This is a genomic window from Citrobacter sp. Awk 2, assembly GCF_028069815.1.
Lineage (GTDB): Bacteria > Pseudomonadota > Gammaproteobacteria > Enterobacterales > Enterobacteriaceae > Citrobacter.
The window spans coordinates 1-15,102 of record NZ_JANEWL010000013.1; the positions used below are offsets into that span (position 1 = coordinate 1).

General features: G+C 50.7%; 11 protein-coding genes and 1 pseudogene. 4 read left to right on the top strand and 8 right to left on the bottom strand.

Translation table 11 applies throughout. From position 1 onward, the window contains the following. Nucleotides 1-98 precede the first annotated feature (98 nt). From NNO02_RS05610 to hemN, 3 genes and pseudogenes are all read left to right on the top strand, one after another. Nucleotides 99-296 (top strand): annotated as a pseudogene (locus tag NNO02_RS05610) (hypothetical protein). A 113-nt stretch (nt 297-409) separates the two neighbouring features. Then, nucleotides 410-919, top strand: a complete 510-nt coding sequence (gene yihI / locus NNO02_RS05615; RefSeq protein ID WP_271441489.1) for a Der GTPase-activating protein YihI — start codon at nt 410-412, stop codon at nt 917-919. Between the two features lie 188 nt (nt 920-1,107). Next, entirely contained in the window at nt 1,108-2,481 is a 1,374-nt protein-coding gene (gene hemN, locus NNO02_RS05620; RefSeq protein ID WP_271441452.1) for an oxygen-independent coproporphyrinogen III oxidase, read from the top strand. Nucleotides 2,482-2,570: 89 nt separating this feature from the next. On the opposite strand, the gene NNO02_RS05625 is transcribed toward hemN, so the two are convergent. From NNO02_RS05625 to glnA, 4 genes are all read right to left on the bottom strand, one after another. Beyond that, nucleotides 2,571-2,681, bottom strand: coding sequence for a YshB family small membrane protein (locus tag NNO02_RS05625; protein WP_020996121.1), 111 nt, complete (start codon nt 2,679-2,681; stop codon nt 2,571-2,573). Nucleotides 2,682-2,793: 112 nt separating this feature from the next. Then, nucleotides 2,794-4,203: a nitrogen regulation protein NR(I) gene (gene glnG / locus NNO02_RS05630; RefSeq protein WP_271449545.1), complete on the bottom strand. Its 1,410-nt coding sequence runs from the start codon at nt 4,201-4,203 to the stop codon at nt 2,794-2,796. A gap of 11 nt (nt 4,204-4,214) precedes the next feature. After that, nucleotides 4,215-5,264, bottom strand: a complete 1,050-nt coding sequence (glnL, locus tag NNO02_RS05635) for a nitrogen regulation protein NR(II) (RefSeq protein ID WP_271441454.1) — start codon at nt 5,262-5,264, stop codon at nt 4,215-4,217. 416 nt (nt 5,265-5,680) lie between these two features. Continuing rightward, nucleotides 5,681-7,090, bottom strand: coding sequence for a glutamate--ammonia ligase (glnA, locus tag NNO02_RS05640; RefSeq protein WP_137381412.1), 1,410 nt, complete (start codon nt 7,088-7,090; stop codon nt 5,681-5,683). Between the two features lie 379 nt (nt 7,091-7,469). Between glnA and typA the strand changes: the two genes are divergently transcribed. Next, entirely contained in the window at nt 7,470-9,293 is a 1,824-nt protein-coding gene (typA, locus tag NNO02_RS05645; RefSeq protein WP_003028641.1) for a ribosome-dependent GTPase TypA, read from the top strand. Nucleotides 9,294-9,362: 69 nt separating this feature from the next. Here typA and ompL read toward each other — a convergent pair whose 3' ends face one another. From ompL to NNO02_RS05665, 4 genes are all read right to left on the bottom strand, one after another. Beyond that, nucleotides 9,363-10,055: a porin OmpL gene (gene ompL / locus NNO02_RS05650; RefSeq protein WP_271454372.1), complete on the bottom strand. Its 693-nt coding sequence runs from the start codon at nt 10,053-10,055 to the stop codon at nt 9,363-9,365. Nucleotides 10,056-10,121: 66 nt separating this feature from the next. Continuing rightward, complete coding sequence (locus NNO02_RS05655) at nt 10,122-11,540, bottom strand: MFS transporter (RefSeq protein WP_271454373.1); 1,419 nt, start codon at nt 11,538-11,540, stop codon at nt 10,122-10,124. Between the two features lie 45 nt (nt 11,541-11,585). Then, complete coding sequence (locus NNO02_RS05660) at nt 11,586-12,968, bottom strand: MFS transporter (protein WP_271454374.1); 1,383 nt, start codon at nt 12,966-12,968, stop codon at nt 11,586-11,588. Nucleotides 12,969-13,013: 45 nt separating this feature from the next. Next, the gene (locus NNO02_RS05665; protein ID WP_271454375.1) at nt 13,014-15,050 is read right to left on the bottom strand and encodes an alpha-glucosidase; all 2,037 of its coding nucleotides are present in this window, start codon (nt 15,048-15,050) and stop codon (nt 13,014-13,016) included. Nucleotides 15,051-15,102 lie beyond the last annotated feature (52 nt).

Consider the following 15,102-nt stretch of genomic DNA (forward strand, 5'->3'; position numbering starts at 1 on the left):
AATATATATAAATCATATGATTATATCTTTATTGGAATTCTGATTAATGGAAACTGTTACCTGGCTTACTTGTGCGTTTACCTTAAAAAGGTAAAGTAGTGTCCATAGCGAGGAAGCTGACAGGATAAACGACTCAGGATGAGGGTCAGGAGCGCCAGGAGGCGAAGACACGGGATTGTCAGGAAGACAAACGTCCGGAGACGTTAGTAAAAGGAAATGGAAACAACACGGAATGTTGCAGGCTAAGGGAAAAACAGGGTGTGTTGATAGCCGACAGGGATTGTAGAGCCCGCTGAGGGTTGAGAGTCAGGAAAAAAGGCGACAGATTACTCTGTCGCCTTTTTTCTTTATTTCTGCTAGATTCCGGCGCAAATATATACTGAATAAAAACAGCCAAAGACGAATCATGATGAAACCAACTTCTACACCACGCGGTAAAGGTCCTGCAAAAGCGCGTCGTAAAACACGCGAAGAAATTAACCAGGAAGCTCGCGACCGTAAGCGCCAGAAAAAACACCGTGGTCATGCGGCGGGTAGCCGTGCGTCCGGTAGTGATGGCGCATCAGGTGGCGGAAACCAAAACAAACAAAAAGATCCTCGTATTGGCAGTAAAACCCCCATTCCATTGGGTGTGACCGAAAAAGTCACCAAACAGCACAAACCGAAAAGTGAGAAACCTATGCTTTCACCACAGGCTGAGTTGGATTTACTGGAAACGGATGAGCGCCTGGATGCGCTGCTGGAACGTCTTGAAACCGGAGAAACCCTGAGCGCAGAAGATCAGGCCTGGGTAGATGCCAAACTGGATCGCATCGACGAGCTGATGCAAAAGCTGGGTCTCTCTTACGAGGATGACGAAGAAGAGGATGAGGAAGAAAAGCAGGAAGATATGATGCGCCTGCTGAAAGGCGGCAACTAACGGTTTTACACCGTGGGTCTTCCCGTCCTGCTTATAACCCTTCCGGTTATATGTTATCTGGTGTGGTTATTCGTTAAACTACAGCGGTTGTCGCGGCGACAGAAGTGGCTGCGCAACCGGCTTATCACCCGCACTGGGGTTAAGCCGGTACGCCGTACCCGCCAGAGACGCCATCGGAAGGAGTGAGCATGTCTGAACAGCTAATAGACTGGGACCTGGCCCTGATCCAGAAATATAACTATTCCGGGCCACGATATACCTCGTACCCGACCGCGCTGGAGTTCTCTGAAGACTACGGTGCAGAAGCGTTTTTACACGCCGTGGCGCGTTACCCTGAGCGCCCACTTTCGTTATACGTTCACATCCCGTTCTGCCATAAACTGTGTTACTTCTGTGGCTGCAATAAGATTGTGACCCGCCAGCAGCATAAAGCCGATCAATACCTCGATGCCCTGGAGCAAGAAATTATTCACCGCGCACCGTTGTTTTCTGGACGGCATGTCAGCCAGCTACACTGGGGTGGCGGTACACCAACTTACTTAAATAAAGCGCAAATCAGCCGCTTAATGACGCTACTGCGGGCTAACTTTCAGTTTAACGCGGATGCCGAAATTTCGATCGAAGTGGATCCGCGTGAAATCGAGCTGGATGTTCTCGATCATTTACGTGCTGAAGGGTTTAATCGCCTGAGCATGGGGGTGCAGGACTTCAACAAAGAAGTTCAGCGCCTGGTGAACCGTGAGCAGGACGAGGAATTTATCTTTGCGCTACTTAACCATGCGCGTGAGATCGGTTTCACCTCGACGAATATCGACCTTATTTACGGCCTGCCAAAACAGACGCCGGAAAGCTTTGCTTTCACCCTGAAGCGGGTGGCGGAGTTGAATCCAGATCGTCTGAGCGTCTTTAACTATGCGCACCTGCCAACGCTTTTCGCAGCCCAGCGCAAGATCAAAGATGCTGACCTGCCCAGCGCACAGCAAAAGTTGGATATCCTGCAGGAAACCATCTCTTCACTAACCGAAACCGGCTATCAGTTCATTGGAATGGATCACTTCGCTCGCCCGGACGACGAACTGGCAATTGCCCAGCGCGAAGGTGTTCTGCATCGGAATTTCCAGGGCTATACCACCCAGGGCGATACCGACTTGCTGGGTATGGGCGTATCCGCCATCAGTATGATTGGCGACAACTACGCACAGAACCAAAAAGAGCTGAAACACTATTATCAGCAGGTTGATGAACAAGGGAATGCACTGTGGCGCGGTATTGCGCTGACCCGCGATGACTGCATTCGTCGGGATGTTATTAAGCTGCTGATCTGTAACTTCCGCCTCGACTATGCTGCTGTGGAACAGCAATGGGATTTGAACTTTGCGGATTATTTTGCTGAAGATCTGAAGCTGTTGGCACCACTGGCGAAAGATGGGCTGGTGGATGTGGATGAGAAGGGAATTCAGGTTACGCCGAAGGGTCGCCTGTTGATCCGTAATATTTGCATGTGCTTTGATGCTTATCTACGCCAGAAAGCGCGGATGCAGCAGTTCTCTCGGGTGATTTAATGACGTTGTCCGGTGGCGCTTTGCTTACCGGGCCTACACGTTGCGATAACCTGTAGGCCGGATAAGCGTTAGCGCCATCCGGCGCGCCTTCAGCTAAACAGCCCAACCAGCGCCGCGCACAGCACTGCGGCAACCGCAGTTTGTGGCGTATGGCTTTCGACCGCACCGCTCGATAGCAGATTAATGATTGATTCCAACATGATGACTTCCCCCCGTTTGCCGGGCACGATCATACTTAACTCATCGGAACAGTAAAGCGCAAAATAGCAGCAATTTGCGCTCAATGATCAATCTTTACACAGTGACTTTTCGTCACTCCATTCCGAGTTCTTTTAACTTGCGCGTCAAGGTATTACGCCCCCAGCCGAGCAAACGTGCCGCTTCCTGTTTGTGTCCCTGGGTATGACGCAGCGCAGTGGTCAACAGCGTCCGCTCCATCTCCGGTTGAGCCTCTGACAGCAAGTTTTGATGACCGGAACGCAATGCCCGGTCTGCCCACTGTGCCAACAGGGTTGCCCAGCTGTCTGGCTGCATATGCGAAGGCGCATCGGGCACGCTGGCTTCAAACAGTTCGGCCGGTAAGTCCTGAATCAGCACTTCCTGCCCGGCAGCCATTACGGTCAGCCAGCGACAGGTGTTTTCAAGCTGACGAACGTTACCTGGCCAGGCCAGACGTGTAAGTGCCGCTTCGGTTTCAGGGTGGAGTTGCTTGGCTTCCACACCCAACTCGCGGGCGGCTTCCTGCAGGAAATGACGTGCCAGACGGGGGATATCTTCCCGACGCTCACGCAGCGGGGGCAAATGGACGCGAATTACGTTCAGACGGTGGAACAAATCCTCACGGAATTTGCCTTCCTGCACGCGCAGTTCCAGGTTCTGGTGGGTGGCCGCGATAATCCGAACATCTACCTTTACGGGCGCGTATCCGCCAACGCGGTAAAACTGTCCATCGGCTAATACGCGCAACAAGCGTGTCTGCACGTCCAGCGGCATATCGCCAATTTCATCAAGGAAGAGGGTGCCGCCATCAGCCTGTTCGAAACGCCCCTGACGAATGGTATTCGCCCCGGTAAACGCCCCTTTTTCGTGGCCAAATAGCTCAGACTCAATCAAATCTTTCGGAATGGCTGCCATGTTAAGCGCGATAAACGGTGCTTTGACGCGCGGGCTGTGGCGGTGCAGGGCGTGGGCGACCAGCTCTTTACCCGTCCCGGACTCTCCGTTTATCAGCACGCTGATTGACGAGCGGGAGAGGCGGCCAATGATGCGGAATACATCCTGCATCGCGGGCGCTTCGCCGATGATATCGGTGGTCGGGCCGTTGATCTGAATATTACGCGGCTGCTGCTGTTCCTGATAATGGCTGATGGCGCGCTCGACCAGCGCTACCGCCTCGTCAATATCAAAAGGTTTGGGCAGATAGTCGAACGCCCCTTGCTGGTAAGCGCTGACGGCGGCATCCAGATCGGAATGGGCGGTCATTATGATGACCGGAAGCATCGGGTGACGCTGCTTAATCTGTTTTAACAGCGTCAGACCGTCCATACCCGGCATGCGGATATCCGACAGCAGTACGTCCGGCGTTTTGCTGGCCAGCGCATCCAGCACCTCTTTACCACTTTCAAATGTGGTGCAGCTTAGTCCTGCCCCTGCGAGCGCACGTTCAAGCACCCAACGGATGGAACTATCGTCATCAACGACCCAGACTATTCCTCGTTGCATAAACGTCACCTTTATTTCCTGATAGGCAGGTAAACCGAGAATTCGGTATGACCCGGCCAACTGGTAAATTCAATTTTGCCGGAATGTTGATCGATCAAATTACGGGCGATGGATAATCCAAGTCCGGTACCGCCTTCGCGGCCGCTGACCATTGGGTAGAACAGCGTATCCTGCAAATGCGAGGGAATGCCCGGACCGTTGTCCTCAACATCAATACGTGCCGCCAGACGGTAACGCATACCGTGCAGCGTGAGCTGAAACGCGGTGCGGGTGCGCAGAATAATTTCTCCGCCTTCCGGCCCCAGCGCCTGTAGCGCATTACGCACGATATTCAGCAGAACTTGTTCTATCTGATCCGGATCGTGCAGCAGTTCTGGCAGGCTAGGGTCGTAATCACGAATCAGCGTGACGTTTTCGGGAAGCTCCATCGACACCAGCGCCACCACGCGCTCTGCCACTTTATGAATGCTTTCCGTGATATGCATACCTGGCTGTTGCGGCCCCAACAGACGATCAACCAGATTACGCAGGCGGTCAGCCTGCTCAATAATGACTTTGGTATATTCCGTCAGCGCCGGGTCCGGAAGCGCCTTGCTAAGAAGCTGAGCTGCTCCGCGCAGGCCGCCCAACGGATTTTTAATTTCGTGTGCCAGACCACGCACCAGATCGCGCGCGGCGATTTGCTGGGCATGCTGGAGTTGTTCCTGGCTCAGACGACGCTGGTTATCCATTGGCGCCATCTCCAGCAGGATAAGGCCATCAGGCAGCCTCTGCGCGGTCACAGAGAGGATATGTGAGTGGCTGTCTATCACCAGCGTCACTTCGTTATCCGTGAAGCCCTGACCCGCTTGCAGGCTCTCTCGCATCAGCCCGATGTTTAAGGAGAAATAACTCAACAGATCGGGAAGCGGTGTGCCAAACAGTTTGCGGGAACTTTGCGCGAGCAGCTGTTGCGCCGCCGGGTTGGCGTAATGCACCGCCAGCTCATCGTCGACGAGTAAAATGCTGTTGATTAACGAATTGAGGATCTGCCCAGCATCGGGCAGCGTGCCGGTTGCCATTCAGCAGTCTCCTGAAAAGTGTTGCACCAATTTAGTGCATTATAGCTTTTTACATCAAAAAAGCGCGAAAAAGCAGGTTGTTAGTGGAGAAAAAAGCCCATCCTGGGATGGGCTACAGATGACTGGCAAACATAGATGCCGGATGGCGGCTTTGCCTTATCCGGCCTACAAGGTAATGCTACCCTCCAGACCTGATAAGTTTGCGCCATCAGGCGTCCTATCATTCGCCATCGATCTCAAGCCTGCCTGAGCAGGCTAAAAGTTCCACGGCAACTCAAAAACTCCTGACGTCTTTCGCGCCGCTGCTGCGTTGGCTACCTTCGCTCACCCCAGTCACATAGCTACCTATGCTCCAGGGGACTTGCTCAGTTGCCGCCTTGCCGCAACGTGAAATTCGTCGGATTTTTAATATAAGATTAAACGCTATAGTACAGCTCAAACTCTACCGGGTGCGGAGTCATGCGCACACGGTCATCTTCTTCGCGACGCAGCGCAATGTACGCATCGATCGCTTCATTGGTGAACACGCCGCCTGCGGTCAGGAACTCGCGGTCCAGATCCAGTTCTTTCAGTGCTTCTTCCAGAGAGCCTGCAACCTGTGGGATCTCTTTCGCTTCTTCCGGCGGCAGGTCGTACAGGTTTTTGTCCATGGCTTCGCCTGGGTGGATCTTGTTCTTAATACCGTCCAGGCCAGCCATCAGCAGTGCAGCGAAGCACAGGTACGGGTTAGCTGCCGGGTCCGGGAAGCGCACTTCGATACGACGCGCTTTCGGAGAAGCAACTACCGGAATACGAATGGACGCAGAACGGTTACGGGCAGAGTAAGCCAGCATGACCGGTGCTTCGTAACCCGGGACCAGACGCTTGTAAGAGTTGGTGGTCGGGTTCGCCAGGGCGTTGATCGCTTTAGCGTGCTTGATAACGCCGCCGATGTAGTACAGCGCCTGCTCAGACAGACCTGCATATTTGTCACCAGAGAACAGGTTTACGCCGTTCTTGGACAGGGACATGTGGCAGTGCATGCCGGAACCGTTATCGCCAAACATAGGTTTTGGCATAAAGGTCGCAGTTTTACCGAAACGGTGCGCAACGTTGTGAACGACATATTTGTAGATCTGAATTTCGTCCGCTTTTTTAGTCATGGTGTTAAAGCGGGTTGCGATTTCGTTCTGACCAGCGGTCGCGACTTCGTGGTGGTGCGCTTCAACAACCAGACCCATCTCTTCCATGATCAGACACATGGTAGAACGGATGTCCTGAGAAGAATCTACCGGAGGAACCGGGAAGTAACCGCCTTTGACGCCAGGACGGTGACCTTTGTTGCCACCTTCGTATTTGGTGGAGGAGTTCCATGCGCCTTCGATATCATCGATAGCGACGTGGGAACCGGAAATAGACGCGCCGAAACGGATGTCGTCAAACAGGAAGAACTCTGGCTCTGGCCCGAACAGAACGGTGTCTGCGATGCCGGTAGCGCGCAGGTATTCTTCAGCGCGTTTCGCAATGGAGCGCGGGTCGCGGTCGTAACCCTGCAGCGTACCTGGTTCCAGGATATCGCAACGGATGATCAGGGTAGACTCTTCAAAGAACGGGTCGATGAGTGCAGTAGAAGCATCTGGCATCAGAACCATGTCTGATTCGTTAATGCCTTTCCAGCCACCGATTGAGGAGCCGTCAAACATTTTGCCTTCTTCAAAGAATTCGGCATTTACCTGGTGAGCAGGAATAGTGACGTGCTGTTCTTTACCTTTGGTATCGGTGAAGCGCAAATCAACAAACTTCACTTCGTGTTCATTCAGCATCGTCAAAACGTGTTCAGCGGACATACTTACTCTCCCGGATTGGTCATGGTCGTCGTGGTAACGAAGTCTTCAATTCTGCAAAAATTGGCCGTGTCGCCGTAAAAAATATAAAGCGAAATCTGTGCCAACTTTTAAATTGCCCCTAAAAGGCGTTATCATGCGCACCATCGTGCAAAGGGGCTGCACCATGAAGGTTGTGTTGCACCATTATAGTGCTTCAATGTGAACATTAAGCACCATATTGGTGCAAAGCACCTCAGATTACCCCTTTTAACGCTCCGTGAATGTGATCACAAAGAAACTCTGCAATACTTGTTTGCGGAGGATGTTTGTGATCCTGTTTTGTACTGCGATTAATCCGTGTACAATAACGCGCTATTTCTAAAATGCCTGAGGCAAAGTTGTGATCGAAAATTTGCGTAACATCGCCATCATCGCGCACGTAGACCATGGTAAAACGACCCTGGTAGACAAGCTGCTCCAACAATCCGGTACGTTCGATGCACGTGCTGAAACCCAAGAGCGCGTGATGGACTCCAACGATTTGGAGAAAGAGCGTGGGATTACCATCCTCGCTAAAAACACCGCTATTAAATGGAATGACTACCGTATCAACATCGTTGATACCCCAGGGCACGCCGACTTCGGTGGTGAAGTTGAACGTGTAATGTCCATGGTCGACTCCGTGCTGCTGGTGGTGGATGCAATGGACGGTCCGATGCCGCAGACGCGCTTCGTGACCAAAAAAGCCTTTGCCCATGGCCTGAAGCCAATTGTTGTTATCAACAAAGTTGACCGTCCTGGCGCGCGTCCTGACTGGGTTGTTGACCAGGTATTTGACCTGTTCGTTAACCTCGACGCTACCGACGAGCAGCTGGACTTCCCGATCGTTTACGCTTCCGCGCTGAACGGTATCGCTGGTCTGGATCACGAAGACATGGCTGAAGACATGACTCCGCTGTATCAGACCATCGTTGATCGCGTACCGGCTCCGAACGTAGACCTTGATGGCCCGCTGCAGATGCAAATCTCCCAGCTGGACTACAACAACTACGTTGGCGTAATCGGTATCGGCCGCATCAAACGCGGTAAAGTTAAACCGAACCAGCAGATCACTATCATTGATAGCGAAGGCAAAACCCGTAACGGTAAAGTCGGTAAAGTTCTGACCCATCTGGGTCTGGAACGTATCGAGAGTGATATTGCCGAAGCAGGCGATATCATCGCGATCACTGGTCTGGGCGAACTGAACATCTCCGACACCATCTGCGACCCGCAGAACGTCGAAGCGCTGCCGGCTCTGTCCGTTGATGAACCGACCGTAACCATGTTCTTCTGCGTAAACACCTCTCCGTTCTGTGGTAAAGAAGGTAAATATGTTACCTCTCGTCAGATCCTTGACCGCCTGAACAAAGAGCTGGTGCATAACGTTGCGCTGCGCGTTGAAGAAACCGAAGATGCGGATGCGTTCCGTGTATCCGGTCGTGGTGAGCTGCACCTGTCAGTTCTGATCGAAAACATGCGTCGTGAAGGTTTCGAGATGGCGGTTTCCCGTCCGAAAGTAATCTTCCGCGAAATCGATGGCCGTAAACAAGAGCCGTTCGAGAACGTAACGCTGGACGTCGAAGAACAGCATCAGGGGTCTGTGATGCAGGCTCTGGGTGAGCGTAAAGGCGACCTGAAAAACATGAATCCAGATGGCAAAGGCCGCGTACGTCTTGACTACGTGATCCCAAGCCGTGGTCTGATCGGCTTCCGTTCAGAATTCATGACCATGACTTCCGGTACCGGTCTGCTGTACTCCACTTTCAGCCACTACGACGACGTTCGTGCGGGTGATGTGGGTCAGCGTCAGAACGGCGTACTGATTTCCAACGGCCAGGGTAAAGCAGTTGCGTTCGCACTGTTCAGCCTGCAGGACCGCGGTAAGCTGTTCCTGGGTCACGGTGCTGAAGTTTACGAAGGCCAGATCATCGGTATTCACAGTCGTTCTAACGACCTGACTGTAAACTGCCTGACCGGTAAGAAACTGACCAACATGCGTGCGTCCGGTACTGACGAAGCAACGGTTCTGGTTCCGCCGGTTAAGATGACTCTGGAGCAGGCTCTGGAATTCATCGATGACGACGAACTGGTAGAAGTAACACCAACTTCTATCCGTATTCGTAAACGTCACCTGACTGAAAACGATCGTCGCCGTGCAATGCGTGGCGCGAAAGAAGAGTAATTAACGCTCTTTTTCAGGTAAGCACAAAAAAGCCGCTGATTATCAGCGGCTTTTTTTATTTCGGAAGGATTAGAAGAAATACTTAGCCCCGACACGAATTTGATTTTGTTCGCGGTGATAAGGTTCCACATTGCGATCTAACCAGCGTAGTTCCAGGTAGGGTAACCAGTGTTCATTGATACGATACTTGAAGGTATTCGTAATTTCCCAGTGATGATCTTTTCCGTTGCTGCTATTGAAGTCATTCACTCGAATAAAATAGTGCGGCTCAAAGGTATAGGAAAACTTATCGGTGATAGTAAAATTCCAGTAGTTACCTATTTCATAGGTATCATTATTGTCCTGGTCACCGTTTAGATCGGTTGAGCTGTAGTTATTATGGTTATATCGGTTACGCACGGTAAGATTAAACCATGGGGTAAATTTATAGTTAACATCCAGATAAGCAGCACCACCGGAACCCGTACTCTTATCGTTTATCAGTCCACCGGGCTGGATGGTTAATTTATCTGTCGGTTTAAATAACGGATACCAGCCCTCTATTTCGTTATAGCCGTGTTTTAACTCATCTTTGCGTTGCATGGTGTAGGTGTTGGTGAGCATGATACCCGCACCCATATCAGAGTTATAGCCGACGCGCAGCATGACCTCCATCTGATCGGAGGCCAGATTGTAAGCTTCACGGTTCTCTACATAAGCGCCGGCGAAAACAGAGGTGGATGCCACAGAGGATAAGAGAATTATTGTATTTAATTTTTTCATAATAAATCCATTTTTTAAGCGTAGGGAGGCCGCCATCCATTAAGATGGAATAAGCGGCAATTATTTTTATATGTTTACAGCAGAGGCTTTCTTTTTATGGCTAATGCGTTCTGGTTGAATGTTATTTTTCTTCCGTTGACTGATTTCCTCAATGATAAAAGCAAAACGGGCTTCGCTGAGTTTATAAAAAAATCCCATCGTGATGGCCGCAATAATTGCCAGCCCACAGGGCCAGAGAAAAATAAGCTGGCGCAAACCCAGCAAGGTTGCATCACTCTGGACGATATTGGGGATATAACCGATTTGCGTCAGCATAATACCTGGCAGGAAACCGGCCAGCGCCGCAGAAATTTTGCGTGAAAAGGTATAACCCGTATAGACGGAACCTTCAGCGCGGATCCCCGTTTTCCACTCTCCATAATCGACCGTATCAGGGACCAGCGCCCAATTCAGGCTGTTAACAAAAGCGGTTCCGAAGAAGGCTAAGCAAGAGAAAATCACAAAATAAAAGGAGTTATAACCCCAAAAATAATTTAAAATATCGCCAGCGGCCCATAAAACCATACCTGCTAAATATACGCGTTTCTTGCCAAAGCATTTCACGGTCCAGGGGACTAACAAAACACCAATAATTACGCAACCCATACTAAAAAAACCCATCCAGGATAATAGGTTAATGTCATTTAGTACATATTGGGTATAATAAACCTGAATGGCGAGCTTGATATTAAATGCTGCGAGTGTACACAAATTTGAAATGCATAGAACTAATAGTGGTGGGTTGTGAAAAATTGCACAAAATGATTTGATTATGCTTGTTTTATGCCCCGGAGAGGGGGGCTCAATGTAATGTTCTTTGGTTCCTTTATAACATAACATGATAAAAACAAAACCAAAGATAGAGAAAATTAAGGCTGCACAACCATAACCAATGGTAGTTGTAGAGAATAAAGATTGAAGAGGAATAAAAGCAACCGTACAGATTAATAAACCTATTGTTGCCCCACCTTGTCGAAAAGCTGCCAGTTGTGCTCGTTCATTTGGATTTTTTGTTATTGCTGGAATCATGGCGCCATATGAACAGTTCATTAGACTGTAAAATAGACCGAATAGCATAAATAGACCAGTGGCAATAGCAGTCTTGAGCGGCAGGCTAAATGTTGTAGCAATAAACTGAACTGTCGCAATAATTGCGGATGGTACAGCTGCATACAGAATAAAAGGTCTGAATTTCCCCCTGGAACCTATGTTTTTTTGAGAGTCGAGAAGAAATCCGGTTAGCATATCTGTAAATGCAGTAAAGAATTTTGCTATAAGAAAAATAACCCCCCCATAATATGCAGGCATTCCTAGCTCATCTGTGTAAAACTTGAGCAAATACAATGTGCCAATGCTTAGCATTAGATTGGAGCCAATATCACCCGCGCCGTAAGCGAGTTTTTCTTTCAGGCTTAATTTTAGCGTTAGCGGATCATGGTCAGGCATAACCACTCCTTTCAACGCCCCGAAGGGCGTCATTAATTATTATTGTTAAGCAGTACGTTTACGCGCTTCTATTTCTTCAACGATACGGAAGTACATTTTCTCGTTGAGGTTGTAAAAACAGCCCATTGTAATCATGGCGAGCACCGCTAGCACACAAGGATATATGAAGATCAACTGACGTAATCCTTCAACGGTGCTGGCCGATTGCACCACGTTTGGGACGTAACCAATTTGTGTAAGCATCCATCCAGGGAAAAATCCAGCCAGCGCCTGGGACATTTTGCGAAAGAAGGTGAGCCCGGTATAAACTGTCCCTTCGGAACGAACACCAGTACGCCATTCGCCATATTCCACTGTATCTGAGACCAGCGCCCAGTTCAGACTGTTAACGAATGCTGAACCGAAGAATGCCAGGCAGGAGAAGGCCACGAAACTCACCGAAGTGTCGCCGAAGCCGTAGTTAAGCAGATCGCCCACGGCCCAAATTATCAGTCCGCCGATATAGACTTTTTTCTTACCAAAGCGGCGAACTGCGGCGGGCATCAAAAAGACGCCGATGAATATACAACCCATGCTGAAGAAGCCCATATAGGACAAAATAATCGGATCGTTCAGCACGTACTGGGTGTAATAGACTTGAATCGCCAGTTTGACATTAAATGCCGCAAGGGTGCAGAGGTTGGCAACGCACAAAATAAACAGTGGGCGATTACCCGCGATTGCGCGGAAGGATTGCAAAATTCCTGCTTTTTGTGCGGAATCAGCCTGTTTGACCTCAACATAACGCTCTTTGACACCCGCATAGCAAAGCCACATAAATAGCAGCCCGCATAACGAGAAAAGAGCAGCCGTAACGGCATATTGCAGCTGTTGATTGCCTTCAATCAAATTCATTACCGGTACAAACGCAACGGTGCCAATGAGAAGGCCTAAGGTGGATCCACCCTGGCGCCAGGCGGCTAGCGAGGCACGTTCATTTGGATTTTTGGTTATGGCTGGCACCATCGCGCCATAAGAGCAGTTCATCAGGCTGTAGCACAATCCATACAGCATAAACAACAGCGTTGCGACGACCGTTTTGCCCGTAATTTCTAACGGTGTCCCTATAAAGTTGGCTGTAGCCAGCAGTGCTACTGGGAATGATCCATACAGAACGAAAGGGCGAAATTTACCTTTCGGTCCTATTTTTCGCCGCGAGTCGAGCACAATACCAGTGCCCATATCGGTAAATGCGGTAAAGAATTTAGCGATTAAGAAGATAATCCCACCATAGGTTCCCGGAAGACCGAGGACATCAGTATAAAATTTCAACAAATAGAGTGTGCCAATATCCAGCAGAATATTGGAACCCAGATCGCCTATGCCATAAGCTATTTTTTCTTTAAGTGGCAGGCGTAGCATTGCCGGATCAGCAGAGGTCTGACTCATTATTATTCTCCATGTGCCCGTGAGTTTCCCCGCGGGCGAGCCGTATTAGATGTTGCGTAACGTGGCAAACAGTGACGCCCACTCACTCTTCGCGCGATAAAACACCGGAGGCTTGCCAATTGGCGCATCCACGGTGATGTCACCGCCCTGAGAAGTTTCCCCTGTCCAGACGTTGACCCAGTTGTCCTCTGGTAGATAAAGCGTCCAGTCGTGCTTACCCTGCTCATGAACCGGTGCGACCAGCAGATCCTGTCCCAGCAGGTACTGATATTTCAGGGTGTAGGTTTGCGTATCGTTTTCGTAGTGCAGGAACAATGGGCGCATAACCGGTAGCCCGGTGGCGCTGTTTTGTGCGACGGCCTGTTTGAGGTACGGTTTCAGGGTGGTGAACACGGTGGTCATACGGGCAAAGTGGGCAATGGTTTCAGCATCACCATCAAACTGCCAGTTATCGCCGGGGCGGTTACCTTCGTGGGTGCGCATCATCGGCGTGAAGGCGCTAAAATCACACCAGCGCAGCAACAGCTCTTTGCTGCGTTTCATGTCAAACAGCGTGGTGTAACCGCCAATATCGCTGTGGTGCAGGCCGTGGCCGGTCATCGCCAGCGACAGCGCCGCAGGAACGACGGAAGCCAGGCCATCGTCGAGGCTCCAGTCAACGTTCTGATCGCCAGCCCACATCATGGTGGAATACTTTTGACTACCGGTGTAACCCGCGCGCATAAAGAACAGGATTTCACCAAGCTTGCCGGTTTCCTGTAACGCTTCGTAGTTACATTTCGCCCACAGCGCGGGCCAGGCGTTATGCATGATCTCGGCGCTGACGCCGTTATGCAGATATGTGTCGGTCGGCAGATATTCACCGAAGTCCGCCATCCAGCCGCCGCAGCCCAGCGCGATCATGTTCTTTTTGATGACCTCTTTGAACCAGTCGTAGGCTTCGGGGTTGGTCAGGTCGACCACGCCGCCATAAAACTCGCCGAACTCAACCAGATAGTCATCGCCGGAGGCATCTTTCGCCAGATACCCACGTGCTGCGGCTTCCGCGCACAGGTCTTTATCGCTGGCAACATAGGGGTTGATATAAGAGAGGAACTGCACACCTTCTTCTTTCCACTGTTTAATACGACTGTCCAGTTGTGGATAGTTGTCGCTGTTCCACTTCCAGTTCCACATCACACGTTTACCAAAGGAGGTCATGCGGATCCCGGACCAGTCCTGCGCCCAGATGCCGTTTACCTTCACGCCCGCATTACGCATGGTATCCAGTTTGTTCTGGCAAACCTCAGTACCGCCCTGGATACCGAGTGTCACACCATCGTAAATCCAGTCCGGCAGTTCTGGCTGGCGACCTAACAATGCGGTTAGTTTCTCCAGCAGCGAAATGTAAGTCTCGGCGCACTCAACGCGCAGGGTGGTTTTGTCTTCCCACAGCGCCAGCTCGTGATACTCCGGCGCGCTGAAGTCGAAATTCATGTAGCAGCTGTTATCAACGTGGCAGTAGTACTTCTGCGTGCTGACAAAGGTTGGTTGCGGGAAGAAGGTCCAGTAGTAGTCGCCGCCGGCGTTCTCTTTGCAATCCGCCTGCCAGGTGACATAGCTGTTTTTGTTACGGCCCACGCCCTGTTCGCTGGTCCACAGCGGGAACGGTTTACCGCGTAAGTCGAAGTAAGAGAACTGTTCACCGCAGCCGTAGATGTGGTCGTCCGCCCTGGCGGCCAGACGCAACCAAATGCGGTTATGGCTGAGATCGTCGTTATGCAGATCCAGCTTCAGGCGACCCTGTTCATCGGTGGAAATGTGTAGTGTGGCAGTGATGGTATTACCGCGGCTGAAATCTACACGCCAACCGTTCGGGGATTCGCTGACCGTGGCGTCGGTTAGGGCAATTTTCTCATTGAGCTTGTCTTTAATGCTGAAGTTACCGCGGAACATATCAATATCGGCAACCCCTGTGCCGATCCACAGGCAGGGGTTTTCGGCACTATGGCGTAAAATCAGGCGCTGGTGGTAGGTTAGCGTAAAGCCATCAATATTCTTTTCTATCAGGACAGAGGATAAATGCCTACTTTGCGAGCTCATAAAATATTCTCCATGAAATTGAGGAACGCGAGCATACTGATTGGTTATGGTT